This is a genomic window from Paenibacillus sp. VTT E-133280 (assembly GCF_002264385.1).
Taxonomy (GTDB): Bacteria; Bacillota; Bacilli; order Paenibacillales; family Paenibacillaceae; genus Paenibacillus_AQ; species Paenibacillus_AQ nitricinens.
Window position 1 is genome coordinate 33,158 of the sequence record NZ_NFUX01000042.1, and the last position, 23,568, is coordinate 56,725.

Below are 23,568 nucleotides of genomic sequence, written 5' to 3' on the forward strand. Positions count from 1 at the left end.
TCAAATAACTTATATTTTGAAGGGAGATCCATTTCATGGCTAGAGAGTTCTCCTTAAAAAATACACGTAATATCGGGATCATGGCGCATATTGATGCTGGTAAAACAACTACCACAGAGCGGATTCTTTTCTATACAGGCCGTACGCACAAAATCGGTGAAGTTCACGAGGGTGCTGCTACAATGGACTGGATGGAGCAAGAACAAGAGCGCGGAATCACGATTACGTCCGCTGCTACGACTGCTGCGTGGAAAGGTCACCGCATCAATATCATTGATACCCCAGGACACGTTGACTTCACTGTTGAAGTTGAACGTTCCCTGCGTGTATTGGATGGGGCAGTAGGTGTATTTAGTGCAAAAGAGGGCGTTGAGCCTCAGTCTGAAACCGTATGGAGACAGGCTGACCGTTATAACGTACCCCGTATTGCATATGTGAACAAAATGGACATTATCGGTGCAGACTTCCTTAACGTAATCGAAACTATGCGTGATCGCCTTCAAGCCAATGCAGTTGCTATTCAATTGCCAATTGGCGCAGAAAGTGATTTCACTGGTATTATCGACCTTGTTGAGCAAAAAGCACACATGTTCAGAGATGATCTAGGCCAAAACATCGAAGTAACGGATATTCCGGAAGAATATTTGGCCAAAGTTGAGGAGCTGCGTCTCGAGTTGATCGAGAAAGTTGCTGAACTTGATGAAGATCTGACTATGAAGTACCTGGAAGGCGAAGAAATTACAGTTCCGGAAATTAAAGCTGCACTGCGCAAAGGCGTAGTTGAAGTTAAATTGTTCCCTGTAATTGTTGGATCCTCCTACCGTAACAAAGGGATTCAGCTTATGCTGGATGCGGTTATTGATTACTTGCCATCTCCTCTTGACGTTCCAGCTATCACTGGACATCTTGATGATGGAACTGAAGCAGTTCGTCATTCTTCGGATGAAGAACCGTTTGCAGCTTTGGCATTTAAAATCATGACTGACCCTTATGTAGGTAAACTTACGTTCTTCCGTGTATACTCTGGTATTCTAGAGTCCGGATCTTACGTAGTTAATGCTACTAAGAACAAGCGTGAACGTATTGGTCGTATCCTTCAAATGCATGCTAACAGCCGTCAAGAGATTTCCATCGTGTATTCTGGTGACATCGCTGCAGCAGTTGGTTTGAAAGACACCAGTACAGGTGATACACTGTGTGATGAGAAGCATCCAGTAATTTTGGAATCAATGAACTTTCCTGATCCAGTTATCGAAATCGCTGTTGAACCAAAAACAAAAGCTGACCAAGATAAATTGGGCGTTGCTCTCGGTAAGTTGACTGAAGAGGATCCCACTCTTCGTGCTCATACTGATGAAGAAACAGGCCAAACTATCCTGGCTGGTATGGGTGAACTTCACTTGGACATCATCATCGACCGTATGCGTCGTGAGTTCAAAGTAGAAACCAATGTGGGTAAACCACAGGTTGCTTACCGCGAAACGTTCAAGGCACCTGCTCGCGTCGAAGGTAAATTTGTACGCCAATCTGGTGGTCGTGGTCAATACGGTCACGTATGGGTTGAATTTGAACCCCTCGAGCCAGGTACTGGTAGCAAATTCGAAAGTAAAGTTGTCGGTGGCTCGGTTCCTAGAGAGTACATCGCTCCTGCACTTGCGGGTATCGAAGAACAAATGAAAAACGGCGTACTTGCAGGCTTCCCGCTTGTAGACGTTAAAGCTACCATCGTTGATGGTTCTTACCATGATGTCGATTCCAACGAAATGGCATTTAAAATTGCCGGCTCGATGGCGCTTAAAGCAGCTAAAGACAAGTGTAAGCCTGTCCTGCTTGAGCCAATCATGAAAGTAGAAGTAACTGTTCCTGAGGAATATATGGGTGATGTTATGGGTATGCTGAACTCCCGCCGTGGCCGTATCGAAGGTATGGATTCCCGTGGTGGAGCGCAAATTATCCGTGCTAAGGTGCCTCTTTCCGAAATGTTCGGATACTCTACAACTCTTCGTTCTGGTACTCAAGGACGTGGCGTATTCTCAATGGAGCTTTCTCACTATGAAGAAGTTCCGAAATCCATTGCGGAAGAGATCGCTGCTAAGAACAAAGGCGGAGAATAATTACTAGTTTTAACTTGCCGTCCGAGTATAATCACTCAGTCATCTAAGATAAGCATATATACGGGCGGCTCAAATATAAGGAACCCCACATTAAGGAGGAACTGTTCAAATGGCAAAGGCAAAGTTTGAACGTAACAAACCGCACGTTAACATCGGTACTATTGGTCACGTCGACCATGGTAAAACGACTCTGACTGCTGCAATCACTACTGTATTGTCCAAAACTTACGGTGGCGCAGCTATCGCATTCGATCAAATCGACAAAGCTCCTGAAGAGCGCGAACGTGGTATCACAATCTCCACTTCCCACGTTGAATATGAAACTCCTAACCGTCACTACGCTCACGTAGACTGCCCTGGTCACGCCGACTATGTTAAAAACATGATCACAGGCGCAGCGCAAATGGACGGAGCTATCCTGGTTGTATCCGCAGCTGATGGCCCTATGCCACAAACTCGCGAGCACATCCTGTTGTCCCGTCAAGTAGGTGTTCCATACATCGTTGTTTTCTTGAACAAATGCGACATGGTTGAAGACGAAGAGTTGTTGGAATTGGTTGAAATGGAAGTTCGTGACTTGCTTAGCGAGTATGACTTCCCAGGCGACGATACTCCAATCATTCGTGGTTCTGCTCGTGAAGCTCTTCAAAACCCAGAAGGCGAATATGCTAAGAAGATTGTTGAAATGTTCGAAACAATCGACGAGTACATTCCACTTCCAGAGCGTCAAACTGACAAACCATTCTTGATGCCTGTCGAAGATGTATTCTCCATCACTGGTCGCGGTACTGTGGCAACTGGTCGCGTAGAACGCGGAACAGTTAAAGTCGGAGAAGAAATCGAAATCGTTGGTATTCACGAAGAAACTAAGAAATCCGTAGTTACGGGCGTAGAAATGTTCCGTAAATTGCTGGATTCCGCTCAAGCGGGCGACAACATCGGAGCTTTGCTTCGTGGTGTAGACCGTACTATGATCGAGCGTGGCCAAGTATTGGCTAAACCGAACTCTGTTAAACCACACACTGAGTTCACTGCTCAAATCTACGTTTTGACTAAAGAAGAAGGCGGACGTCACAAACCATTCTTCACTGGTTACCGTCCACAGTTCTACTTCCGTACAACTGACGTAACTGGCATCATCAACTTGCCAGAAGGTACTGAAATGGTTATGCCTGGTGACAACATCACTGTAACTGTTGCTTTGATCTCCCCTATCGCTATTGAAGAAGGTACTAAATTCTCCATTCGCGAAGGTGGACGTACAGTTGGAGCAGGTAGCGTAGCTTCCATCCAAAAATAAATTCGTTTCTATCTGCGGGTAGACTCTGAATCATAGTGCCCCGGATTCTTCTTGCGGAGAATCCGGGGCTTTTTGTTGTAATATTACTTAATTTCTTATTTTGTTCGATAGACTATTAATTGATTTTTCGTTTCATTTGAGGATAAATCATCTAATATTCGACAATATAAGCTAAAATAAGTATATTATTTCGAATGATTCTACAAAATTCTACAAAATTCAACGATAAATTGTTTACAATTTTAATAATCATAGAGTAAAATGAAAGGGAGGTAATATTGTAAAAAAATAGTAATTAAGGGGAGAGTGATAACATGGGAAAATGTCCTTTTTCATTCATGCATGCTATAACATCACGTAATAATAATGAGGATTCTCACACCCCTAATCTAGAACATGAACACCAGACTAAGCGTACTGAAGATTTTTTTCATACTCTTGAGGGTTATGACGAACTCAATGAGCAAATGAGAATGATTGATCTAACTGAATCAGATTTGAAATTATTACGTAGGGTTAAGCCTAGCGTTGAAAAGAATATAGACTATATCATTGATCAATTTTATAATTCGGTATTAGGAGTGGATAAACTCGAAGCCATTATACTGGAGCATAGTAGTATTGAGAGGTTGAAAACAACACTCCGCGAGCATATCATTGAAATTTTTGATGGCAATGTTGATAAAGAATACATAGCAAAGCGAATGAAGATTGCTAATATTCACAAAAGAGTAGGACTTGAGCCTAAATGGTACTTATCCGCTTTTCAAAATCTTCAGAACGTTTTTATACAAGTTATTTATAATGAGACACAGGATGACCATTCACGTCTACATGTAGTTAAGACCGTAACTAAGCTGCTTAACCTTGAACAACAACTTGTCCTAGAGGAATATGAGAAGGAAAACGTCAAAGAGAAGGAACAACAATACCTTTTGGTTAAAAATGAGTTAAAGCAGAAAATTGCTGAATTCAGCAGCGAATTAATAGATTTTAGTATCGACACAAATGCTGCTGTGAAGCAGCTAGTAGCCAGTAGCAATGAAGTGAGTAGAACATTCCAACATACAGCTACATCCGCTGTAGAGTCGCAGGGGTTGGCTACAGATGGACATAAGCATTTGGATAGCTTAACAGAACAGATTAATCTTATTTATCAAAGTACTAGTGAAATGGAACATTCAGTCCACGAATTAAGTAATTCCTCTAAACAAATTCAAAAAATCGTAAACTCGGTAAAAGATATTGCAGATCAAACTAAAATTCTTTCACTTAATGCAACGATAGAAGCGGCTAGAGCCGGAGTGCATGGTAGAGGGTTTAGTGTAGTTGCTCAAGAAGTTAGTCGATTGGCAGAGGATACGAAGAATACTGTAATTCAGATCGTAGAGCTGACGTACAAATCAGGAATTCTCACACAACAGGTCGTTGAGGAGATACGTAAGGTACAAGAGCTAACCAGAAGCGGGAAACATCAATCCGTTGAGACAAGTCTTTTATTTTCTGAAATTGTTGAGGCGATGAGAAGTAGCACACAAGAAATTGTTATAGTAGAAGAAGAAATAAGAACATTGATTCAGACTATAGAGGGAATTGGGTCAGCAACAGCACAGACTGCCGAGTCAGCTGAAGTTTTTAAGTCTGCCACTGAGAATCTTTAACCTATATAATAGTAATAAAGCAGCGCATGAAAAAAATATGCGTTGTTTTGTTATTTAAGCTTGCAATACTGCCGCCTATTATATATAATAATAAATGTTGTTCTGAGACGTTGCGATGATGTGAGAGGTTACTGACACACCCGGCCCCTTTGCCATGAGGTCGACGTCAGAAAATTTTCACGGAGTATGTCCGATAATAAATTGGGCGATAGAAGGAGGGACTAAAATGGCAAAGCAAAAAATTCGTATTCGCTTGAAAGCATACGACCACAGAATTCTTGATCAATCCGCAGAGAAAATCGTTGAAACTGCAAAACGTTCGGGTGCTGGTGTATCTGGACCGATTCCGTTGCCAACTGAGAAGCAAATCATTACTATTCTCCGTGCGGTACACAAGTACAAGGATTCCCGTGAACAGTTTGAACAACGGACTCACAAACGTTTGATCGATATTGTGAACCCAACACCACAAACTGTGGATGCCTTGATGCGCTTGGATCTACCGTCCGGTGTAGATATCGAAATCAAATTGTAATTCTTTATTAGTAACTTAGGAAAAGAAAAGAGGTGTCAACATTGAAAGGTATCTTAGGAAAAAAACTCGGTATGACTCAAGTGTTTACTCCAGAAGGTAACGTAATTCCAGTTACTGTTATCGAAGCAGGACCTTGTGTAGTACTGCAAAAGAAAGACCTGAATATCGACGGATATGAAGCAGTGCAATTGGGCTTTTCTGATAAAAAAGAAAGTCGCTCCAATAAGCCTGAACAGGGTCACGCCAAAAAGGCAAATGCAACACCTAAGCGCTACGTTCGCGAAATTCGCGGTGTTGATCTCGGGACTCTCGAGGTTGGACAAGAGCTGAAGGCTGATATCTTTGCTGAGGGCGAATTTGTTGACGTAACTGGTACATCCAAAGGTAAAGGTTTCCAAGGTAACATCAAACGTTGGGGACAAAGCCGCGGACCAATGGCACACGGATCGCGTTACCACAGAAGACCAGGTTCCATGGGTTCTATCCAAGCTAACCGTGTTCCGAAGGGCAAACGCCTTCCAGGACATATGGGTCACACGACTATCACGGTTCAAAAGCTTGAAATCATCAAGGTTGACGTTGAACGTAACGTATTGCTGGTTAAAGGCGCTATCCCAGGTCCTAAAAACAGCTTCGTGAAAGTTAAACAAACCGTTAAGAAATAATTACCTAAGAAAGGAGGAACATGAAATGCCAAAAGTAACACTTTTTAATATTAGTGGCAACGAAGTTGGTGAAGTAGAACTGAGTGATACAGTATTCGGTATTGAACCGAATGAGCACGTTCTACATGAAGCTGCGCTTATGCAAAGAGCTTCCCTTCGTCGTGGTACACACAAAGTAAAAGGACGTTCTGAAGTTCGTGGCGGTGGACGTAAGCCTTGGAAACAAAAAGGTACAGGTCGCGCTCGTCAAGGATCCATTCGTTCTCCACAATGGAAAGGCGGCGGCGTTGTCTTCGGACCAACACCACGCAGCTATTCTTGGAAATTGCCTAAGAAGGTTCGTCGTTTGGCGATCAAATCCGCTTTGTCCTCGAAAGTACTCGAGAATGACATTATCGTATTGGATAGCTTAACAATGAATGCTCCGAAGACGAAAGAATTCGCAGCAATCTTGAACAACCTGAAAGTGGAACGCAAAGCTTTGATCGTAGCTACTAGCTATGATGATAACGTAGCACTTTCCGCTCGTAACATCCCTGGGGTGAAATTCGTAGCGGCTGACGGCATTAATGTTCTTGACGTACTAACGTACGACAAACTGATCATCACTAAAGAAGCAGTTCTGAAGGTAGAGGAGGTGTTCGCGTAATGAAAGATCCTCGTGATATTATCAAACGTCCGGTGATTACGGAACGTACTTCCGACTACATGAGCGAAATGAAATACGCTTTTGAAGTGGATATCCGTGCTAACAAAACCGAAATCAAAAAAGCTGTCGAGGCTATTTTCAAAGTAAAAGTAACTAATGTGAACACAATGCGCGTACCTGGCAAACTGAAACGTTATGGTAAATATTCTGGTTACACTCCAGAGTGGAAAAAAGCCATCGTTAAGCTTAGCCCGGACAGCAAACCGCTTGAATTTTTTGAAGCGGTAGAATAATACTCTTAAAGTAAGGAGGAAACTATAGTGCCAATCAAAAAGTACAAACCGACCTCTCCGGCAAGACGCCACATGTCTGTGTCTACGTTTGAAGAAATCACAACAAACCAGCCAGAGAAATCGTTGCTTTCTCCGCTGTTCAAACATGCGGGACGCAACAACCAAGGTAAAATTACGGTTCGTCACCATGGCGGCGGACACAAACGTAAATACCGTATTATCGACTTCAAACGGACTAAAGACGGCATACCAGGTAGCGTTGCTACAATCGAGTATGACCCGAACCGTACATCTAATATTGCTTTGATCCACTATGCTGATGGAGAGAAACGTTATATCATCGCTCCTAAAGGCTTAAAAGTTGGGGATAAAGTAGAGTCTGGCCCAACAGCCGACATCAAAATTGGTAACAGTCTTGCACTGGAGAATATCCCAGTCGGTACAGTTATCCACAACATTGAGTTGAAGCCAGGTAAAGGCGGACAATTGGTTCGTGCTGCTGGTACAGAAGCTCAATTGCTTGGTAAAGAAGAAAAGTACTGTTCCGTTCGTTTGTCATCCGGTGAGGTTCGTAAGATCCTTAGCGTATGCCGTGCAACTATCGGATCTGTAGGTAACGAAGATCATGAATTGATCAAAATCGGTAAAGCTGGACGTAGTCGCTGGCTTGGCCGTCGCCCTGAAGTACGCGGTGTAGTAATGAACCCGAACGATCACCCACACGGTGGTGGTGAAGGCCGCGCTCCAATCGGACGTAAATCGCCTATGTCTCCATGGGGTAAACCAACCCTTGGTTACAAAACGCGTAAGAAAAACAAGGCATCTGATAAATATATCGTTCGCCGCCGCACGAAATAAGACGCTTCAAGTTAATAAAGCGCGAAGCGTCGATTCGCGGTTTGAAGAACCGGATGAAGGGAGGATTCACACATGGGTCGCAGTTTAAAGAAGGGGCCGTTTATCGATGGCTACCTGCTTAAAAAAGTTGAGGAACTGAACGAGGCTGAAAAAAAGGTTGTAGTTAAAACTTGGTCCCGTCGCTCAACCATTTTCCCTCAGTTTATCGGACATACGTTTGGTGTATATGACGGCCGTAAACACGTGCCTGTATACGTAACAGAAGATATGGTAGGTCACAAGTTGGGCGAGTTCGCGCCAACACGTACTTACAAAGGCCACGCGGGTGACGATAAGAAAACAAGAAGATAATAATAAGGTCTCTGTTTGAAAGGAGGTTAAACAATGGAAGCAAAAGCACATGCAAGATCGGTGCGGATTTCCGCTCGTAAAGCGAAACTGGTTGTTGACTTGATTCGTGGTAAGCAAGTGGGGGAAGCAATTGCTATTCTTCGCCACACTCCGAAATCCGCTTCTCCGGTCGTTGAGAAGTTGCTTAATTCGGCAATTGCGAATGCTGAGCATAACTATTCTTTGGACGTGAACAGTTTGTTCGTTAGCGAGGTTTTCGTTAACCAAGGACCTACTATGAAACGTTTCCGTCCGCGCGCCATGGGCCGCGCAAGTCGGATCAATAAACGCACGAGCCACATTACACTGGTGGTATCTGAGAAATAAGGAGGGATAACACGTGGGTCAAAAGGTAAATCCAATCGGACTCCGGATCGGGATCATTCGCGATTGGGAATCTAAATGGTATGCAGGAAAAGATTTCGGTACTCTTCTGATGGAAGACGTCAAAATCCGGGAATACCTTAAAGGCAAATTGAAGGATTCCGCTGTTTCCCATATCGAGATCGAAAGAGCGGCTAACCGCGTGAACGTTACAATTCATACTGCTAAACCAGGTATGGTTATTGGTAAAGGCGGAGCAGAAGTAGAAGTACTTCGCAGCGCAGTTACAGCAATCGCTGGTGGCAAAAAAGTACACATCAACATCAATGAAATCAAGCACCCTGAATTGGATGCAATTCTTGTAGCTGAGAGCATTGCTCAACAATTGGAACGCCGTGTATCGTTCCGTCGTGCACTCAAACAAGCGATTCAAAGAACTATGCGTTCTGGCGCAAAAGGGATTAAAACTCAAGTAGGCGGACGTCTTGGCGGAGCTGAGATTGCTCGTTCAGAAGGTTATAGCGAAGGAACAGTTCCACTTCATACGCTTCGTGCCGATATCGATTACGGAACGGCTGAAGCACATACAACTTACGGTCTTATCGGCGTAAAAGTATGGATCTACCGTGGAGAAGTTCTTCCCCCAGCTAAGAAACAAGCTGCTCAGGAAGGAGGCAACTAATCATGTTGGTACCAAAACGCGTAAAACACCGCAAGCAACAACGCGGACACATGAAGGGTATGGCAAAAGGTGGTACTGAATTGAACTTCGGCGAATTCGGCCTGGTTGCAATGGAACCATCTTGGATCACTAACCGTCAGATCGAAGCTGCTCGTATCGCAATGACACGTTATATCAAACGTGGCGGTCAAGTTTGGATCAAGATTTTCCCAGATAAGCCTATTACTCAAAAGCCTCTCGAGGTTCGTATGGGTAGTGGTAAAGGTAACGTTGAGAAATGGGTAGCCGTAGTTAAACCGGGCAAGATTATGTTCGAACTCGGAGGCGTGTCGGAAGAAATCGCTCGTGAAGCGATGCGTCTTGCCGCTCACAAGCTGCCTGTTAAGACTAAGTTTGTGAAACGTGAAGAATTGGGTGGTGAAGCAAATGAAAGCTAATGAACTTCGCAACTTAACCACTGCTGAGATTGAACAAAAGATCGCTGGATTCAAAGAGGAACTTTTTAATCTCCGTTTCCAATTGGCAACTGGCCAACTGGACAACCCGACTCGGATTCGTGACGTGCGCAAGGAAATAGCTCGTGCTAAAACCGTAATCCATCAAAGAGTGCTTGGGATTAGTTAAGTGAGACGGATCTCAGATCCGTATTCAGGAAGGAGGCTAACTAATGAGCGAAGAACGTAATGCACGTAAAGTGCTAATCGGTAAAGTGGTCAGTGATAAAATGGATAAAACCATCGTAGTCGCTGTTGAAACCTATAAGAAACATAACTTGTACCACAAACGCATCAAGTCTACGAAGAAATTCAAAGCACATGATGAGGAAAACGTTGCGAAAATTGGCGATACCGTAAAAGTCATGGAAACTCGTCCGTTGTCCAAGGACAAACGTTGGAGACTAGTTGAAGTGGTTGAAAAAGCGGTTATCATCTAAGATAATCAAAAGAGTTTTTCCGGAAGGAGGAAATTATAATGATTCAACCATTTACACGCTTGCATGTGGCTGACAACTCTGGTGCGAAGGAACTGATGTGTATCCGCGTACTGGGTGGTACTGGACGCCGTACAGCAGCAATCGGTGATTTGATCGTTTGTTCCGTTAAACAAGCAACACCAGGCGGCGTTGTCAAAAAAGGTGATGTTGTTAGAGCGGTAGTTGTTCGTACGAAACGTTCCGTTCGTCGTAAAGATGGATCTTACATCGCATTCGACGAAAATGCAGCTGTTGTTGTTAAAGACGACAGAAGCCCTCGTGGAACACGTATCTTTGGACCAGTTGCTCGCGAACTTCGCGATAAAGACTACATGAAGATCGTTTCCTTGGCACCGGAAGTAATCTAATAAACACGAGCACCAATAAGTTGAAGGTTAGTTATAGGAGGTGTAATAAATGCCTAGAGTGAAAAAAGTTCTGGAATCCCATAACAATAAACTGCACGTGAAGAAAGATGATGTGGTGCTTGTGATTAGTGGTAAAGACAAAGGCAAAAAAGGCCGTGTCATCGCTGCTTATCCTCGTGAAAACCGCGTTCTGGTAGAAGGCGTCAATATGGTGAAAAAACACCAAAAGCCGAACCAGCTGAATCCACAGGGTGGAATTATTGAGCAGGAAGCTTCGATTCATGTGTCCAACGTAATGCACATCGATCCGAAGTCCGGCAAAGTAACACGTATCGGTTACAAAGTATTGGACAACGGTAAAAAAGTTCGGATTGCTAAAAGATCCGGAGAGATTATCGACTAATCTAGCCCTTAAGAAAGGAGGTTAAATCTTCATGGCAGCAAGAATGAAAGAACGTTATCTCAACGAAATAACACCTGCTTTGATGCAGAAGTTTAACTATACAACTGTTATGCAAGTGCCTAAGATCGAGAAGGTTGTCATCAACATGGGTGTGGGTGACGCTGTTCAAAACTCCAAAGTACTTGATGCTGCAGTTAATGACATGCAGTTGATCGCTGGTCAAAAACCAGTAATCACTAAAGCTAAAAAATCCATCGCTGGTTTTAAACTACGCGAAAATATGCCGATTGGGGTTAAAGTAACACTGCGCGGCGAGCGTATGTATTACTTCTTGGACAAATTGTTCAACGTAACGCTTCCACGCGTACGTGACTTCCGTGGTGTTTCCACTAAAGCCTTTGACGGCCGTGGTAACTACACACTTGGTCTTAAAGAACAATTGATCTTCCCCGAGATCGAATATGACAAAGTGGATAAAGTCCGCGGTATGGACATCGTTATTGTAACGACTGCTAAGACGGACGAGGAATCCCGCGAGCTGCTGGGTCAGCTGGGAATGCCTTTCGCAAAATAAAGTCGGTTAATCCATTTTCTCCGAAAATGTTTAGGAGGTGTCAGGCTAAGTGGCAAAAACTTCGATGAAAGTTAAACAACAACGTACGCCCAAGTTTAAAGTACGTGCATATACACGTTGCGAACGTTGTGGTCGTCCACATTCGGTATTGCAAAAGTTCAAAATTTGCAGAATTTGTTTCCGTGAATTAGCTTATAAAGGCCAGATCCCTGGCGTGAAAAAAGCAAGTTGGTAAGAAGTTTATAAACGGGAAGGAGGTTTACACACATGACTATGTCTGATCCTATTGCAGATATGCTTACTCGTATTCGTAACGCTAACATTGTGCGTCACGAAACGGTAGAAATGCCTGCTTCTACTATGAAGAAACAAATCGCTGACATTTTGAAGCGTGAAGGTTTCATCCGCGATGCGGAATTCGTTGAAGATAGCAAACAAGGGATTATCCGTATCTTCTTGAAATACGGCCCTAACCAAGAGCGTGTTATTTCTGGTTTGAAAAGAATCAGTAAACCAGGCCTTCGCGTATACACGAAGAGCAATGAAGTGCCTCGTGTACTTGGTGGTTTAGGAATCGCGATTATCTCCACATCTAAGGGAGTTATGACCGACAAAGAAGCTCGTCAATCAAAATCTGGCGGAGAAGTTGTCTGCTACATTTGGTAATAAACGTCACAAGATAAGGAGGTGCAACACATGTCTCGTATTGGTCGTAAACCAATCGCAGTACCTAGCGGTGTAGATGTCACTTTGGACAACGCCGTTATTACAGTAAAAGGTCCAAAAGGTTCTTTGACTCGTGAGCTTCATAAAGACATGAAGGTTACAGTTGAAAATAACGAAATTACCGTTGTTCGTCCGTCGGATAACAAATTGCATCGTTCACTTCACGGCACAACCCGCTCCGTTGTCAACAACATGGTAGCTGGTGTGACTGAAGGTTTCTCGAAATCTCTGGAGCTGGTTGGGGTCGGATATCGTGCAAGCAAATCCGGAGATAAAATCGTTCTGAACGTTGGTTATTCCCACCCGGTTGAAATTACACCGGAAGCTGGTATCGAGTTCGAAGTTCCTGCGAACACGAAGATCATCGTTAAAGGTATCGATAAAGAACGCGTTGGCGCATACGCTGCTAAAATTCGTTCCGTTCGTGAGCCAGAACCGTATAAAGGTAAAGGTATCAAATATGAAGGCGAGCGTATCATCCGCAAAGAAGGTAAAGCTGGTAAGAAGAAATAACCAGTTCGAACTTAATTGTAAGATACCCCGTGCATCTTAAAGTGAAGCTGTTTACGGCAAACTGAAGGGAGTGAAAGGGAAGTCATGATTACAAAAGAAGATAAAAACAAGGCTCGTCTCAAAAGACACCTGCGTGTTCGTAAGAAGATTCAGGGAACTACTGAGCGCCCACGTTTGAACGTGTTCCGTTCTTCGAAACACATCTACGCTCAATTGATCGATGATGTTAAAGGGGTTACTATCGTATCCGCTTCTACACTTGATAAAGATCTAGTTGCTAACATCGGTAATGGCGGTAGCGTTGAAGCTGCAGCAAAAGTTGGTCAATTGATCGCTGAGCGTGCTAAAGAAAAAGGTTATGCAGTGGTCGTATTCGACCGCGGAGGTTACTTGTACCATGGACGGATTCAAGCTTTGGCTGACGCAGCTCGTGAAGCTGGTCTTGAATTCTAGAATAATTCTTAAAAGGAGGTTAACGACTTGCGTGTAGATCCGAACAGTTTAGAACTGACAGAAAGAGTTGTACACATTAACCGTGTAGCAAAAGTTGTAAAAGGCGGACGCCGTTTCAGCTTTAGTGCACTCGTTGTTGTGGGCGATGGCAATGGCTACGTCGGTGCTGGTATCGGTAAAGCCGGCGAAGTTCCGGATGCCATCCGTAAAGGCATTGAAGACGCCAAGAAAAACCTGATTCACATTCCAATCGTAGGAACTTCGATTCCCCATCTCGTTACTGGCCACTTCGGCGCAGGACGTGTGTTGCTGAAACCAGCATCAGAGGGTACTGGCGTTATCGCTGGCGGTCCAGTTCGTGCAGTATTGGAATTGGCAGGCGTTGGCGACATTTTGACAAAATCACTGGGTTCTTCGAATTCCATGAATATGGTCAATGCAACTTTAGAGGGACTATCCCGTCTGAAACGCATTGAAGAGGTCGCGAAACTTCGCGGCAAATCTGTCGAAGAATTGCGCGGTTAAGGAGGGGAACGTCAATGGCAAAATTGCAAATTACCCTCGTACGTAGTGTAATCGGACGTCCAGAAACACAACGTGTTACTGTTAAGACGCTCGGCCTGCGTAAACTCAACACGACAGTGGTTCACAATGACAGTCCTGCAATTCGCGGAATGATCAACAAAGTGAGTCACTTGCTATCTGTAACTGAAATTGAAGGCTAATCGCCTCGCATAAATTAACAAACATAAGGAGGTGCAAACGATGAAGTTACATGAACTTGCTCCAGCTCCTGGTTCCCGAAAAGAACGCAATCGCGTTGGTCGTGGACCAAGTAGCGGAAATGGTAAAACTTCCGGTCGCGGTCACAAAGGTCAAAACTCACGTTCTGGCGGTGGTGTTCGTCCGGGCTTCGAGGGTGGACAAAATCCGCTCTATCGTCGTCTGCCTAAACGTGGTTTCGTCAATCCTACCCGTAAAGAGTATGCGATTGTGAACCTTGAAGATCTGAATAGCTTTGCAGAAGGAACAGAAGTGACTCCGCAGTTGTTGCTTGAAACTGGTGTTGTCAAGAATTCCAAAAGCGGCATTAAGATTCTCGGCAATGGTGAGTTAACCGTTAAATTGACTGTACAAGCAAATAAGTTCTCTCAATCTGCGGTAGAGAAAATCGAGGCTGCCGGCGGTAAAACCGAGGTGATCTAATGTTCAAGACGCTTAAGAATATCTGGCATGTGGAAGATTTGCGCAAAAAGATCCTGTTTACCTTGTTCATTCTGATTATCTACCGTATCGGTTCGTTTGTACCGGTTCCTGGTGTGAACAAAGATGTACTGGAAACAGCAAATCAAAGCGGTGACGCTTTGATGGGACTTTTGAACACCTTCTCGGGCGGAGCGCTCAAAAACTTCTCGATATTTGCGATCAGTATTTATCCGTACATTACAGCATCCATCATCGTGCAATTGCTGTCGATGGATGTTGTTCCTAAGTTTGCTGAATGGGCTAAACAAGGGGAGCACGGTAAAAAACAACTAGCGCAAATCACTCGTTATGGTACTGTGATTTTGGCCCTGATCCAAGGTTTTGCTACGTCGATAGGGTTTAACCGGATTTATGGAACTCAAATGATGCCGAATGCGACATTTGCTGACTACTTACTGGTTGCCATTATCTTGACGGCTGGTACTTCTTTCCTGATGTGGCTTGGTGAACAGATTACCGAAAAGGGAATCGGGAACGGGATTTCGATCCTGATTTTTGCGGGAATCGTCGCCGCTATCCCGGGATATATCACGAGTACGGCTAACTCAAGCTTTATTCAGCCGGATCAAGTGTTCCTGAATATTCTTAAAGTCGTTATTGTGCTGATTGTGATTGTAGCGATTATTACAGCAGTTATCTTCGTACAGCAAGGTATTCGGAAGATTCCTGTTCAATACGCTAAACGCGTAGTCGGCAACAAAATGTACGGTGGACAGAATACGCACATTCCGCTGAAAATTAATGCGGCAGGTGTAATTCCGGTTATCTTCGCCGTATCACTGCTTCAGTTCCCAGTTGTTCTCTCCAGTTTCTGGTCAACACATGCCTGGGCTCAATGGATTGCCAAGTACTTGGCAACTGATGCACCACTTGGTATGCTTCTGTATGTAGTGATGATCATCGGTTTCACGTTCTTCTATACGTTCGTGCAGATGAATCCTCAGCAGATGGCTGATAACATGAAGAAGAATGGTGGTTACATTCCAGGTATCCGTCCTGGTAAAGCTACTGAGAAATATTTGACTAGAGTAATGTCTCGTCTGACTATGTCTGGCGCATTGTTCCTGGCTTTGATCTCTGTATTGCCGATGTTCTTCGGTGCTTTATCCGGATTGCCTAAAGAAGTTCGAATTGGCGGTACATCACTGCTGATCGTAATCGGTGTGGCATTGGATACTATGAAGCAGATCGAGAGCCAATTGATCAAACGCCATTACAAAGGCTTCATCAATAAATAGGCGATAGGTTCCGGTGAAGCGTAAGTTTTTATTCTTCCCGGCACCTATTGTGCTGTTTCTTGCTTGGTGGCGAACTTTTGGGGGGAGAGAGAAATCGTGAACATTTTATTCATGGGCCCTCCTGGGGCAGGCAAGGGAACACAAGCGGCAGAGATCATTAAAGAATTTGGCATTCCGCATATTTCGACAGGAGATGCTTTCCGTTTGGCAATCAAACAAGAGACTCCAGTAGGATTGAAGGCTAAATCATTTATTGATCAAGGTTTGCTTGTACCAGATGATGTGACCATTGGTATAGTTGAAGAACGGCTGCAGCAGTCCGATTGCGAAAAAGGTTTTCTATTGGATGGTTTTCCAAGAACTCTTTCGCAAGCGGAAGCGCTGGATGAAATTCTAAGCCGTTTGAATACTTCTTTGGATCATGTCATCAACTTGAATGTTGACCGTGGACTGTTGATGGCGCGTCTTACTGGACGTCGTATCTGCACAGTTTGCGGAGCATCCTACCATTTAATCTTCAACCCGCCGAAGCAAGATGGCATTTGCGACATTGATGGCGGTGAATTGTATCAACGTCCGGATGACAATGAAGATAGTGTAGGCAAGCGTCTGGATGAGTATGATAATAAGACAGCGCCGCTGCTTGCGTTTTATGATAATAAAGGTCTTTTGCGTCAGGTAAATGGGGAAAACGAAATCAATGTCGTTTCTTCTGAAATCGTATCTTTATTGCGGGGTTAATGTAATGATCATTTGTAAATCCGAACAGGAACTTGCCTTTATGAGGGAAGCTGGTCGAATTGTTGCCGAGAGTCACCGTCTTATTGCTGAGGCCATTGAGCCTGGCATTACAACGGGCGATCTCGACAGAATCGCCGATCAATACATTCGCAGTCAAGGTGCTGTGCCGTCTTTCAAAGGCTACAACGGTTTTCCTGCCAGCATTTGCGCTTCAGTCAACGAACAATTAGTGCATGGATTTCCAGGTAAACGCAAACTGATCGAAGGCGATATTGTAACGCTGGATATCGGTGCAGAGTACCGCGGTTATCACGGTGATTCCGCCTGGACCTACGGTGTGGGCAGCATTTCCGAAGAGGCTCAGCGTTTGCTGGACGTTACGGAAGGCTCCTTGTACGCGGGACTGGCGTTAGTTAAGCCGGATGTGCGCTTGTTTACAATCTCCCATGCTATCCAGCAATACATCGAAGAGGCTGGTTTCTCAGTCGTACGTGAGTATGTTGGTCATGGTATTGGGGCAAAACTGCATGAAGAACCGCAAATTCCGAATTATGGCATAGCGGACCGCGGACCACGTCTGAAACCGGGTATGGTACTCGCGATTGAGCCGATGGTAAACGTAGGAAAGAGACATGTCAGAACGCTGGAAGATAACTGGACTGTCGTTACGGTGGATGGCTCACTATGTGCTCACTTTGAGCATACAGTAGCAGTTACTCCGGACGGCATGGAAATTTTCACAAAACTGAATGCGTAGGTGATCTCCACTTGAATACTGTGAGCAGCCCGCAGGTTGGTCAATTAGTGAGAATTCTCAAAGGTAAAGATGCCGGAGAGGCAGCCGTTGTTATCGCAGTTGTTGATAGCAGATTTGTATACATTGCAGATGGAGACAAACGTAAGTTTGATGGGCCAAAGAAGAAGAATATTCTTCATCTTGAGCTCATACCCTTCATCAGCAGTGAGGTTGTGAACAGTTTGGAAGAAACTGGGCGGGTAACAAACGGAAAGCTGCGTTACGCAGTCATGAAGTATGCTGGACCCACCGGAATAAGTGCTGATGAGAAAGGAGACTAACTGTGGCTAAGGAAGATGTCATTGAAGTAGAAGGTACTGTCCTTGAACCGTTGCCAAATGCAACGTTTAAGGTTGAGCTTGAGAACGGTCATCAAATACTTGCCCATGTATCCGGTAAATTGCGGATGCACTTTATCCGTATTTTGACCGGAGACAAAGTGGTCGTGCAGTTATCGCCTTATGATTTATCAAAAGGTCGTATAACTTACCGTAAATAGATGGGAACTACGAAAAAAGTTTTGCTTCGCAAAACTTTGAGGAGGTAATTAACATGAAGGTAAGACCTTCTGTAAAGCCCATTTGCGAGAAATGTAAAGTAATCCGCCGCAAAGGGACTGTTATGGTGATTTGCGAAAATCCGAAACACAAACAAAAACAAGGTTAAGAAGGGGGTGTAGCGTAAAATGGCTCGTATAGCTGGAGTGGACTTACCACGTGACAAACGCGTTGAGATCGCCTTGACTTATATTTTCGGAATCGGTAAAACGACTTCTCAGAAAATTCTTAATGAAACAGGCATTAGCGCTAATACACGTGTCCGTGATTTGACGGAAGATGAAGTCAGCAAACTGCGTGAAACGATCGACAAAACGGTTAAGGTTGAAGGTGACCTGCGTCGTGAAATTTCCTTGAATATTAAACGTCTTACTGAGATCGGCTGTTACCGCGGTGTTCGTCACCGTCGTGGATTGCCTGTTCGCGGTCAACGTACTAAAACCAATGCCCGTACCCGGAAAGGCCCGCGTCGTACGGTAGCAAACAAGAAGAAATAATAAGGGGGGATAAGAGACAATGGCTAAACCGAAAAAAGTCGTACGTACCAAACGTCGCGACCGTAAAAATATCGAATCCGGCGTGGCACATATTCGTTCCACGTTCAATAACACCATCGTTACCATCACAGATCCTCACGGAAATGCAATTTCCTGGGCAAGCTCCGGCGGCCAAGGATTTAAAGGTTCCCGTAAGTCGACTCCATTCGCAGCGCAAATGGCAGCTGAATCAGCAGCTAAAGCAGCTATGGAGCACGGCATGAAATCGGTTGAGGTTATGGTTAAAGGACCGGGCGCGGGCCGCGAAGCAGCCATCCGTTCCCTTCAAGCTGCAGGGCTTGAAGTTAACCTTATTAAAGACGTAACTCCGGTTCCTCACAATGGATGCCGTCCGCCGAAACGTCGTCGCGTATAGTGAAATCAGTATTGTAAATGTGGTATAATTCTGACGCATCTGCTAATAATAGGTGTTTAGGCATACTACATGATGCACCTGATGGGGTGACAGTTTCATATAGGAGCGACGTTGAAGGAGGGGTAAACTCGTGATAGAAATCGAAAAGCCGAAGATTGAGACCGTAGAAGCTAATGATGAAGGTACCTATGGGAAATTCGTAGTTGAACCGTTGGAACGTGGGTATGGCACGACTCTGGGGAATTCACTTCGCCGGATATTGCTTTCTTCGCTTCCAGGAGCCGCAGTGACTTCGGTCCAAATTGACGGCGTTCTGCATGAGTTCTCGACCGTTCCAGGCGTAATGGAAGATGTGACGGAGATCATTCTTAACCTTAAAGCCTTGTCCCTGAAGATTCATTCAGACGAGGAAAAAGTGTTTGAGATTGATGCCGAAGGGGAAGGCATCGTTACCGCAGGTGATATCCGTGCGGACAGCGATGTTGAGATCCTCAACCCGGATCTTCACATTGCAACGCTGGGACCTGGTGCGAGACTTCACATGCGTATTTTTGCAGGCCGTGGTCGCGGCTACGTCCAAGCGGACCGGAACAAACGCGACGATCAGCCAATTGGCGTTATCCCGGTTGACTCCATCTACACTCCTATTTCACGCGTTAACTACGGCATAGACAATACACGTGTTGGTCAAGTGACCAACTACGACAAATTGACGCTTGAAATTTGGACAGATGGCAGTATTAGACCGGAAGAGGCTGTAAGCCTCGGAGCCAAAATTTTGAACGAGCACCTCGTACTGTTCGTAGGTCTTACGGACGAAGCGAAAGACGCCGAAATTATGGTTGAAAAAGAAGAAGACAAAAAAGAAAAAGTGCTAGAGATGACAATCGAAGAGCTTGATCTTTCTGTCCGCTCCTACAACTGCCTCAAACGTGCTGGTATTAATACCGTACAAGAGCTTACCACGAAGACTGAAGAAGATATGATGAAGGTGCGTAACCTTGGTCGTAAATCTTTGGAAGAAGTTCAGGAGAAGCTTGAGGAACTTGGTTTGGGACTCCGTACAGAAGAATAGCTACAGATTGTTACAGTAAAGGAGGGAAAACACAATGGCATACCAAAAATTGGGCCGTGATTCCAGTGCGCGTAAAGCGTTATTTCGCGACATGGTAACGGATCTGTTTTTATACGAGCGCATCCAAACAACGGAAGCTAAGGCGAAGGAAGTTCGTTCCATCGCTGAAAAGTTGATCACTAAAGCTAAAAAAGGTGATCTTCATGCTCGTCGTCAAGTAGCTGCATTTGTTCGCCGCGAGACTGTTGATGGTGAACAAGATGCAATTCAAAAATTGTTCTCTGACATCGCTCCTCGTTACACTGAGCGTCCAGGTGGATACACTCGTATCCTGAAACTCGGACCTCGCCGTGGCGACGCTGCGCCTATGGTCTATCTTGAATTGGTAGACCGCGCGTAGTATCACAAGTAATGATTTCCGATGATTCCCTTTCATCCGGCCCTCTTTGGAGTAAAGATGGGGGAAATATCAGCGTTATTGTGCTGCAGAGGCGCAAGACTCTGCTGTACCAATAACCGTGGGAATCACCTTGGTTCAATTGAAGGAGCTCCCGCAGGGGCTCTTTTTTTTGAAGTAATGGAGTGAAGTGTAATGGATGCCGTCCTTCTAGGGACGGCAAAGCCATTTCTTCCTCTTGAATAAGATCAGACAGTGCTTCGATCGACGTTTCTGCTGAACGGTTTAAAAAGGAGAACGGAATGCGTAATCTATTGATGAAGGTCAATTATGACGGAACAAATTATGATGGCTTTCAGACCCAGCCTCAGGGCAATACGATTCAAGATCGGCTGGAGCAAGCGATACTCCATCTGACAGGTGAGGAGCTAAAGATTACTGCTTCTGGCCGCACAGATGCCGGAGTACACGCCTACGGTCAGCCTTTTAACTTTACGACCTCCTCTCGAATCCCACTTGAACGTTGGTGTCTGGCGCTTAATGCCCGGCTGCCACAAGATATCGTGGTTACTGAGGCTAGGGAAGTACCGCTGTCGTTTCACTCTCGTAGAGGAGCTAAGCGTAAAACTTACCGATACACGATTAACGGCAACAGGTTTCCAGATCCGTTTCAGCGGCGCTGGCAGCTTCACCATCCGGTGAGGTTGGACATTCCTGCGATGCAGCAAGGCTTAACGCATATTGTAGGGACACATGACTTCACCTCGTTTGCTTCACGGAGGTCTACTAAAGCCTCTCATATACGAACGGTCTTTGAAGCTCATATGGAAGTAGACTGCAGTATGTGCCGACCCTCTTCATTAGATCAGGGAGTGATCCAAACTTATATAACAGGTAGTGGATTTCTTCAGCATATGGTTCGTATTATTATGGGGACTTTGATCCATGTGGGGGAAGGTAAAATAGATGCTGATCATGTTGCTGAGATATTGGCGGCATGTGATCGTTCTGCTGCTGGACCGACAGCTATGGCCAAGGGGTTGGCTTTGTGGAGTGTAGAATATGACGAGTCTGAAAGTGAATCTTTTTTTCTATAAATTTCTTCCTAAATAATAGGCTGAATGTCTAAAAATCACTTGCACTTGTTATGTTTATACTGTAATATAAAAGTTGTGTTTTCTTGATGGCTATCCCACAGCCCCGATCAAGGAAATGCCAAAAAATGCTTTGCTTAACTCACATAATTGTAATTCAATGAGAAACAAGATATACGAAACAGAAGATTTTCGTACGAGAACAAGGAGGAAACATTCATGCGTACCACCTATATGGCGAAGCCGAACGAAGTTGAACGCAATTGGCACATTATTGATGCCGAAGGCAAAACACTTGGTCGTTTGGCCAGCGAAGCCGCTGCTTTGATCCGTGGCAAACACAAACCGCAATTCACTCCACACGTTGATACAGGAGATTTCGTTATCGTAATCAACGCTGAGAAAATTCACTTGACCGGTAAGAAATTGCAAAACAAGAAATACTACCGTCACTCGATGCACCCAGGTGGCTTGAAAGTTACTAATGCTGAAACTCTGCTTAACACTAAACCAGAACGCGTAATTGAATTCGCTGTTCATGGTATGATTCCTAAGACTCGTCAAGGGGACCACATGAAGCTGAGATTGAAAGTATATGCAGGCGCCGAGCATCCACATGCAGCACAAAAACCTGAAGTTTACGAACTTCGCGGATAAGAATAGAGGAGGACAGTTTCATGGCACAAGTACAATACTATGGGACAGGTCGTCGTAAACATTCGGTAGCACGTGTTCGCCTTGTACCGGGTGAAGGACGCATTGTCATTAACAAACGTGAGATGGACGAATATTTTGGTGTGGAAACACTGAAAATGATCGTAAAACAACCTTTGAACCTGACTGAAACACTAGGCAACTACGATGTAATCGTTCTTGCACATGGTGGCGGCATTTCCGGTCAAGCTGGAGCAATTCGTCACGGTATCTCCCGTGCATTGCTTAAAGTTGACCCTGAATATCGCGGTGCACTTAAGAAAGCCGGCTTCCTAACTCGTGATCCTCGTATGAAGGAACGTAAGAAATACGGCTTGAAGGCTGCACGTCGTGCGCCTCAGTTCTCGAAACGTTAATATTTATCAAGAATTCAACCCTTGGCCTATATGGTCGAGGGTTTTATTTTCTTTCCAGCCCCTTTCAAACAAGAAATGGGCTTTTTTAGCATCTATTTACTGATTTTGAAGGTTGAAATTCATTGACTTCCTCAGTAAAAGTTATATACTATTTCATATAGAAATAGTTGGTTTTATTACTTCTTTTACCTCATTTATTCATACGATTAATATTTTGGATGGAGGAATACCTTAATGAACTTGCTCGAGAAGGAAGATTTGATCAGAATAAAGGCCGAAGAATTAGAGAGTGCTTCACCCGAAGAAATTATCCGCTGGGCTGTAGAAACCTTTCCTAATATTACTTTTGCCTGCAGCTTTGGTGCCGAAGATGTAGTGCTTGTTGATATGCTTCACAAAGTTAGTCCATCTACTGATGTCTTTTATCTCGATACAGATTATCATTTTAAGGAAACCTACGAAACCAGAGATTTGATGGCAGACAAATACGGATTAGAGTTTGTACGTGTGTCTCCACAGCTCACAACGCAGGAGCAAGCACTTCAATACGGTGATGCGTTATGGACAGTTGACCCTAACCAATGTTGTGGAATTCGTAAAGTTGAACCACTGACTCGTATATTATCTCAATACGAGGCTTGGATTACTGGAATTCGCCGTGATCAAGCGCCTACCCGTGCTAATGCTAAAAAGGTCGAGTATGATTATAAATTTGGGTTAGTGAAGTTTAATCCGATTGCGGATTGGACGACAGAAGATGTATGGAACTATATTCGTGAAAATGACGTAATCTATAATCCTCTACATGACCGTAACTATCCAAGTATCGGCTGTGAGCAATGTACACGTCAGGTTATGCCAGGTGAAGATCCGCGTGCTGGACGTTGGTCTGGATCAGAGAAGACAGAGTGCGGATTGCACAAGTAAGACATATCCCTGAG

38 protein-coding genes are annotated in these 23,568 nt (G+C 44.5%); all 38 read left to right on the forward strand.

Features of this window, described 5'->3' with window-relative positions; all coding sequences use genetic code 11:
- Window positions 1–35: 35 nt before the first annotated feature.
- The 38 genes from fusA to CA600_RS18315 all read left to right on the forward strand — a co-directional run bounded on the left by fusA (window position 36) and on the right by CA600_RS18315 (window position 23,554).
- Window positions 36–2,114: an elongation factor G gene (gene fusA / locus CA600_RS18130; RefSeq protein ID WP_094871870.1), complete on the forward strand. Its 2,079-nt coding sequence runs from the start codon at window positions 36–38 to the stop codon at window positions 2,112–2,114.
- A gap of 109 nt (window positions 2,115–2,223) precedes the next feature.
- On the forward strand, window positions 2,224–3,414 hold the full coding sequence (tuf, locus tag CA600_RS18135) for an elongation factor Tu (RefSeq protein WP_042192178.1): 1,191 nt from the start codon (window positions 2,224–2,226) through the stop codon (window positions 3,412–3,414).
- Window positions 3,415–3,728: 314 nt separating this feature from the next.
- The gene (locus CA600_RS31570) at window positions 3,729–5,075 is read left to right on the forward strand and encodes a globin-coupled sensor protein (RefSeq protein WP_094871871.1); all 1,347 of its coding nucleotides are present in this window, start codon (window positions 3,729–3,731) and stop codon (window positions 5,073–5,075) included.
- Window positions 5,076–5,301: 226 nt separating this feature from the next.
- Window positions 5,302–5,610: a 30S ribosomal protein S10 gene (gene rpsJ, locus CA600_RS18145; RefSeq protein ID WP_017692074.1), complete on the forward strand. Its 309-nt coding sequence runs from the start codon at window positions 5,302–5,304 to the stop codon at window positions 5,608–5,610.
- A 41-nt stretch (window positions 5,611–5,651) separates the two neighbouring features.
- Window positions 5,652–6,275 carry a 50S ribosomal protein L3 gene (gene rplC, locus CA600_RS18150; protein WP_094871872.1) on the forward strand — a complete coding sequence of 208 codons (624 nt, stop codon included), beginning with the start codon at window positions 5,652–5,654 and terminating at the stop codon, window positions 6,273–6,275.
- Between the two features lie 25 nt (window positions 6,276–6,300).
- On the forward strand, window positions 6,301–6,924 hold the full coding sequence (rplD, locus tag CA600_RS18155; RefSeq protein ID WP_042192174.1) for a 50S ribosomal protein L4: 624 nt from the start codon (window positions 6,301–6,303) through the stop codon (window positions 6,922–6,924).
- Window positions 6,924–7,217 carry a 50S ribosomal protein L23 gene (gene rplW / locus CA600_RS18160; RefSeq protein ID WP_036680537.1) on the forward strand — a complete coding sequence of 98 codons (294 nt, stop codon included), beginning with the start codon at window positions 6,924–6,926 and terminating at the stop codon, window positions 7,215–7,217. Before rplD ends, rplW begins: the two co-directional genes overlap by 1 nt.
- A gap of 27 nt (window positions 7,218–7,244) precedes the next feature.
- Entirely contained in the window at window positions 7,245–8,075 is an 831-nt protein-coding gene (gene rplB / locus CA600_RS18165; protein WP_042192171.1) for a 50S ribosomal protein L2, read from the forward strand.
- A 72-nt stretch (window positions 8,076–8,147) separates the two neighbouring features.
- Entirely contained in the window at window positions 8,148–8,426 is a 279-nt protein-coding gene (gene rpsS, locus CA600_RS18170; protein WP_036652940.1) for a 30S ribosomal protein S19, read from the forward strand.
- A 33-nt stretch (window positions 8,427–8,459) separates the two neighbouring features.
- A complete protein-coding gene (rplV, locus tag CA600_RS18175; protein WP_036680546.1) occupies window positions 8,460–8,792 on the forward strand; it encodes a 50S ribosomal protein L22 in 333 nt (110 codons plus the stop codon).
- A gap of 13 nt (window positions 8,793–8,805) precedes the next feature.
- Window positions 8,806–9,471 (forward strand): 30S ribosomal protein S3, encoded by a 666-nt coding sequence (gene rpsC, locus CA600_RS18180; protein WP_042192169.1) that lies wholly within the window; start codon window positions 8,806–8,808, stop codon window positions 9,469–9,471.
- A 2-nt stretch (window positions 9,472–9,473) separates the two neighbouring features.
- Window positions 9,474–9,908: a 50S ribosomal protein L16 gene (gene rplP, locus CA600_RS18185; protein ID WP_042131224.1), complete on the forward strand. Its 435-nt coding sequence runs from the start codon at window positions 9,474–9,476 to the stop codon at window positions 9,906–9,908.
- Window positions 9,898–10,095: a 50S ribosomal protein L29 gene (rpmC, locus tag CA600_RS18190; protein WP_019908232.1), complete on the forward strand. Its 198-nt coding sequence runs from the start codon at window positions 9,898–9,900 to the stop codon at window positions 10,093–10,095. The genes rplP and rpmC overlap by 11 nt, the downstream gene beginning before the upstream one ends.
- 43 nt (window positions 10,096–10,138) lie before the next feature.
- Entirely contained in the window at window positions 10,139–10,405 is a 267-nt protein-coding gene (gene rpsQ / locus CA600_RS18195) for a 30S ribosomal protein S17 (protein WP_042131223.1), read from the forward strand.
- 38 nt (window positions 10,406–10,443) lie between these two features.
- Window positions 10,444–10,812, forward strand: coding sequence for a 50S ribosomal protein L14 (gene rplN, locus CA600_RS18200; protein ID WP_036680556.1), 369 nt, complete (start codon window positions 10,444–10,446; stop codon window positions 10,810–10,812).
- Between the two features lie 49 nt (window positions 10,813–10,861).
- Window positions 10,862–11,215, forward strand: coding sequence for a 50S ribosomal protein L24 (gene rplX / locus CA600_RS18205; protein WP_076286851.1), 354 nt, complete (start codon window positions 10,862–10,864; stop codon window positions 11,213–11,215).
- Window positions 11,216–11,246: 31 nt separating this feature from the next.
- Complete coding sequence (gene rplE, locus CA600_RS18210) at window positions 11,247–11,789, forward strand: 50S ribosomal protein L5 (protein ID WP_042131222.1); 543 nt, start codon at window positions 11,247–11,249, stop codon at window positions 11,787–11,789.
- Window positions 11,790–11,838: 49 nt separating this feature from the next.
- On the forward strand, window positions 11,839–12,024 hold the full coding sequence (locus CA600_RS18215) for a type Z 30S ribosomal protein S14 (RefSeq protein ID WP_013312154.1): 186 nt from the start codon (window positions 11,839–11,841) through the stop codon (window positions 12,022–12,024).
- A 32-nt stretch (window positions 12,025–12,056) separates the two neighbouring features.
- Window positions 12,057–12,455, forward strand: a complete 399-nt coding sequence (rpsH, locus tag CA600_RS18220; protein WP_036680560.1) for a 30S ribosomal protein S8 — start codon at window positions 12,057–12,059, stop codon at window positions 12,453–12,455.
- 30 nt (window positions 12,456–12,485) lie between these two features.
- Window positions 12,486–13,028, forward strand: a complete 543-nt coding sequence (gene rplF / locus CA600_RS18225) for a 50S ribosomal protein L6 (protein WP_036680562.1) — start codon at window positions 12,486–12,488, stop codon at window positions 13,026–13,028.
- An 84-nt stretch (window positions 13,029–13,112) separates the two neighbouring features.
- Window positions 13,113–13,481, forward strand: coding sequence for a 50S ribosomal protein L18 (gene rplR, locus CA600_RS18230; RefSeq protein WP_094871873.1), 369 nt, complete (start codon window positions 13,113–13,115; stop codon window positions 13,479–13,481).
- A 27-nt stretch (window positions 13,482–13,508) separates the two neighbouring features.
- Complete coding sequence (gene rpsE, locus CA600_RS18235; RefSeq protein WP_036652980.1) at window positions 13,509–14,006, forward strand: 30S ribosomal protein S5; 498 nt, start codon at window positions 13,509–13,511, stop codon at window positions 14,004–14,006.
- A gap of 14 nt (window positions 14,007–14,020) precedes the next feature.
- Window positions 14,021–14,206 carry a 50S ribosomal protein L30 gene (rpmD, locus tag CA600_RS18240; protein ID WP_036680567.1) on the forward strand — a complete coding sequence of 62 codons (186 nt, stop codon included), beginning with the start codon at window positions 14,021–14,023 and terminating at the stop codon, window positions 14,204–14,206.
- A 40-nt stretch (window positions 14,207–14,246) separates the two neighbouring features.
- On the forward strand, window positions 14,247–14,687 hold the full coding sequence (rplO, locus tag CA600_RS18245) for a 50S ribosomal protein L15 (RefSeq protein ID WP_036680569.1): 441 nt from the start codon (window positions 14,247–14,249) through the stop codon (window positions 14,685–14,687).
- A complete protein-coding gene (gene secY, locus CA600_RS18250) occupies window positions 14,687–15,985 on the forward strand; it encodes a preprotein translocase subunit SecY (protein ID WP_042131218.1) in 1,299 nt (432 codons plus the stop codon). Before rplO ends, secY begins: the two co-directional genes overlap by 1 nt.
- Before the next feature lie 96 nt (window positions 15,986–16,081).
- Window positions 16,082–16,726, forward strand: a complete 645-nt coding sequence (locus CA600_RS18255; protein ID WP_094871874.1) for an adenylate kinase — start codon at window positions 16,082–16,084, stop codon at window positions 16,724–16,726.
- A gap of 4 nt (window positions 16,727–16,730) precedes the next feature.
- Window positions 16,731–17,483: a type I methionyl aminopeptidase gene (gene map / locus CA600_RS18260; protein WP_042192159.1), complete on the forward strand. Its 753-nt coding sequence runs from the start codon at window positions 16,731–16,733 to the stop codon at window positions 17,481–17,483.
- Between the two features lie 11 nt (window positions 17,484–17,494).
- A complete protein-coding gene (locus CA600_RS18265) occupies window positions 17,495–17,803 on the forward strand; it encodes a KOW domain-containing RNA-binding protein (RefSeq protein ID WP_042131215.1) in 309 nt (102 codons plus the stop codon).
- A 2-nt stretch (window positions 17,804–17,805) separates the two neighbouring features.
- Window positions 17,806–18,021, forward strand: a complete 216-nt coding sequence (gene infA / locus CA600_RS18270; RefSeq protein WP_036652996.1) for a translation initiation factor IF-1 — start codon at window positions 17,806–17,808, stop codon at window positions 18,019–18,021.
- Window positions 18,022–18,074: 53 nt separating this feature from the next.
- Entirely contained in the window at window positions 18,075–18,188 is a 114-nt protein-coding gene (gene rpmJ, locus CA600_RS18275) for a 50S ribosomal protein L36 (protein ID WP_003322638.1), read from the forward strand.
- A gap of 19 nt (window positions 18,189–18,207) precedes the next feature.
- Window positions 18,208–18,576 carry a 30S ribosomal protein S13 gene (gene rpsM / locus CA600_RS18280; RefSeq protein ID WP_036680583.1) on the forward strand — a complete coding sequence of 123 codons (369 nt, stop codon included), beginning with the start codon at window positions 18,208–18,210 and terminating at the stop codon, window positions 18,574–18,576.
- A 19-nt stretch (window positions 18,577–18,595) separates the two neighbouring features.
- Window positions 18,596–18,991, forward strand: a complete 396-nt coding sequence (gene rpsK, locus CA600_RS18285) for a 30S ribosomal protein S11 (protein WP_019908251.1) — start codon at window positions 18,596–18,598, stop codon at window positions 18,989–18,991.
- Window positions 18,992–19,121: 130 nt separating this feature from the next.
- Window positions 19,122–20,066 carry a DNA-directed RNA polymerase subunit alpha gene (locus CA600_RS18290; protein WP_036680585.1) on the forward strand — a complete coding sequence of 315 codons (945 nt, stop codon included), beginning with the start codon at window positions 19,122–19,124 and terminating at the stop codon, window positions 20,064–20,066.
- 34 nt (window positions 20,067–20,100) lie between these two features.
- Window positions 20,101–20,466, forward strand: coding sequence for a 50S ribosomal protein L17 (gene rplQ, locus CA600_RS18295; protein WP_019908254.1), 366 nt, complete (start codon window positions 20,101–20,103; stop codon window positions 20,464–20,466).
- A 299-nt stretch (window positions 20,467–20,765) separates the two neighbouring features.
- Entirely contained in the window at window positions 20,766–21,560 is a 795-nt protein-coding gene (truA, locus tag CA600_RS18300) for a tRNA pseudouridine(38-40) synthase TruA (RefSeq protein WP_094871876.1), read from the forward strand.
- A gap of 216 nt (window positions 21,561–21,776) precedes the next feature.
- A complete protein-coding gene (rplM, locus tag CA600_RS18305) occupies window positions 21,777–22,214 on the forward strand; it encodes a 50S ribosomal protein L13 (RefSeq protein ID WP_036680589.1) in 438 nt (145 codons plus the stop codon).
- Between the two features lie 20 nt (window positions 22,215–22,234).
- Entirely contained in the window at window positions 22,235–22,627 is a 393-nt protein-coding gene (gene rpsI / locus CA600_RS18310; protein ID WP_025706574.1) for a 30S ribosomal protein S9, read from the forward strand.
- 234 nt (window positions 22,628–22,861) lie between these two features.
- On the forward strand, window positions 22,862–23,554 hold the full coding sequence (locus CA600_RS18315; protein ID WP_094871877.1) for a phosphoadenylyl-sulfate reductase: 693 nt from the start codon (window positions 22,862–22,864) through the stop codon (window positions 23,552–23,554).
- Window positions 23,555–23,568: the final 14 nt, after the last annotated feature.

What these genes read in the sequence shown, in the direction of transcription:
- fusA (WP_094871870.1), top strand. Translation starts at nt 36, where the DNA reads ATGGCTAGAGAGTTCTCCTTAAAAAATACACGTAATATCGGGATCATG.
- tuf (WP_042192178.1), top strand. Translation starts at nt 2,224, where the DNA reads ATGGCAAAGGCAAAGTTTGAACGTAACAAACCGCACGTTAACATCGGT.
- CA600_RS31570 (WP_094871871.1), top strand. Translation starts at nt 3,729, where the DNA reads ATGGGAAAATGTCCTTTTTCATTCATGCATGCTATAACATCACGTAAT.
- rpsJ (WP_017692074.1), top strand. Translation starts at nt 5,302, where the DNA reads ATGGCAAAGCAAAAAATTCGTATTCGCTTGAAAGCATACGACCACAGA.
- rplD (WP_042192174.1), top strand. Translation starts at nt 6,301, where the DNA reads ATGCCAAAAGTAACACTTTTTAATATTAGTGGCAACGAAGTTGGTGAA.
- rplW (WP_036680537.1), top strand. Translation starts at nt 6,924, where the DNA reads ATGAAAGATCCTCGTGATATTATCAAACGTCCGGTGATTACGGAACGT.
- rpsS (WP_036652940.1), top strand. Translation starts at nt 8,148, where the DNA reads ATGGGTCGCAGTTTAAAGAAGGGGCCGTTTATCGATGGCTACCTGCTT.
- rplV (WP_036680546.1), top strand. Translation starts at nt 8,460, where the DNA reads ATGGAAGCAAAAGCACATGCAAGATCGGTGCGGATTTCCGCTCGTAAA.
- rplP (WP_042131224.1), top strand. Translation starts at nt 9,474, where the DNA reads ATGTTGGTACCAAAACGCGTAAAACACCGCAAGCAACAACGCGGACAC.
- rpmC (WP_019908232.1), top strand. Translation starts at nt 9,898, where the DNA reads ATGAAAGCTAATGAACTTCGCAACTTAACCACTGCTGAGATTGAACAA.
- rpsQ (WP_042131223.1), top strand. Translation starts at nt 10,139, where the DNA reads ATGAGCGAAGAACGTAATGCACGTAAAGTGCTAATCGGTAAAGTGGTC.
- rplN (WP_036680556.1), top strand. Translation starts at nt 10,444, where the DNA reads ATGATTCAACCATTTACACGCTTGCATGTGGCTGACAACTCTGGTGCG.
- rplX (WP_076286851.1), top strand. Translation starts at nt 10,862, where the DNA reads ATGCCTAGAGTGAAAAAAGTTCTGGAATCCCATAACAATAAACTGCAC.
- rplE (WP_042131222.1), top strand. Translation starts at nt 11,247, where the DNA reads ATGGCAGCAAGAATGAAAGAACGTTATCTCAACGAAATAACACCTGCT.
- rpsH (WP_036680560.1), top strand. Translation starts at nt 12,057, where the DNA reads ATGACTATGTCTGATCCTATTGCAGATATGCTTACTCGTATTCGTAAC.
- rplF (WP_036680562.1), top strand. Translation starts at nt 12,486, where the DNA reads ATGTCTCGTATTGGTCGTAAACCAATCGCAGTACCTAGCGGTGTAGAT.
- rplR (WP_094871873.1), top strand. Translation starts at nt 13,113, where the DNA reads ATGATTACAAAAGAAGATAAAAACAAGGCTCGTCTCAAAAGACACCTG.
- rpmD (WP_036680567.1), top strand. Translation starts at nt 14,021, where the DNA reads ATGGCAAAATTGCAAATTACCCTCGTACGTAGTGTAATCGGACGTCCA.
- rplO (WP_036680569.1), top strand. Translation starts at nt 14,247, where the DNA reads ATGAAGTTACATGAACTTGCTCCAGCTCCTGGTTCCCGAAAAGAACGC.
- secY (WP_042131218.1), top strand. Translation starts at nt 14,687, where the DNA reads ATGTTCAAGACGCTTAAGAATATCTGGCATGTGGAAGATTTGCGCAAA.
- map (WP_042192159.1), top strand. Translation starts at nt 16,731, where the DNA reads ATGATCATTTGTAAATCCGAACAGGAACTTGCCTTTATGAGGGAAGCT.
- rpmJ (WP_003322638.1), top strand. Translation starts at nt 18,075, where the DNA reads ATGAAGGTAAGACCTTCTGTAAAGCCCATTTGCGAGAAATGTAAAGTA.
- rpsM (WP_036680583.1), top strand. Translation starts at nt 18,208, where the DNA reads ATGGCTCGTATAGCTGGAGTGGACTTACCACGTGACAAACGCGTTGAG.
- rpsK (WP_019908251.1), top strand. Translation starts at nt 18,596, where the DNA reads ATGGCTAAACCGAAAAAAGTCGTACGTACCAAACGTCGCGACCGTAAA.
- rplQ (WP_019908254.1), top strand. Translation starts at nt 20,101, where the DNA reads ATGGCATACCAAAAATTGGGCCGTGATTCCAGTGCGCGTAAAGCGTTA.
- truA (WP_094871876.1), top strand. Translation starts at nt 20,766, where the DNA reads ATGCGTAATCTATTGATGAAGGTCAATTATGACGGAACAAATTATGAT.
- rplM (WP_036680589.1), top strand. Translation starts at nt 21,777, where the DNA reads ATGCGTACCACCTATATGGCGAAGCCGAACGAAGTTGAACGCAATTGG.
- rpsI (WP_025706574.1), top strand. Translation starts at nt 22,235, where the DNA reads ATGGCACAAGTACAATACTATGGGACAGGTCGTCGTAAACATTCGGTA.
- CA600_RS18315 (WP_094871877.1), top strand. Translation starts at nt 22,862, where the DNA reads ATGAACTTGCTCGAGAAGGAAGATTTGATCAGAATAAAGGCCGAAGAA.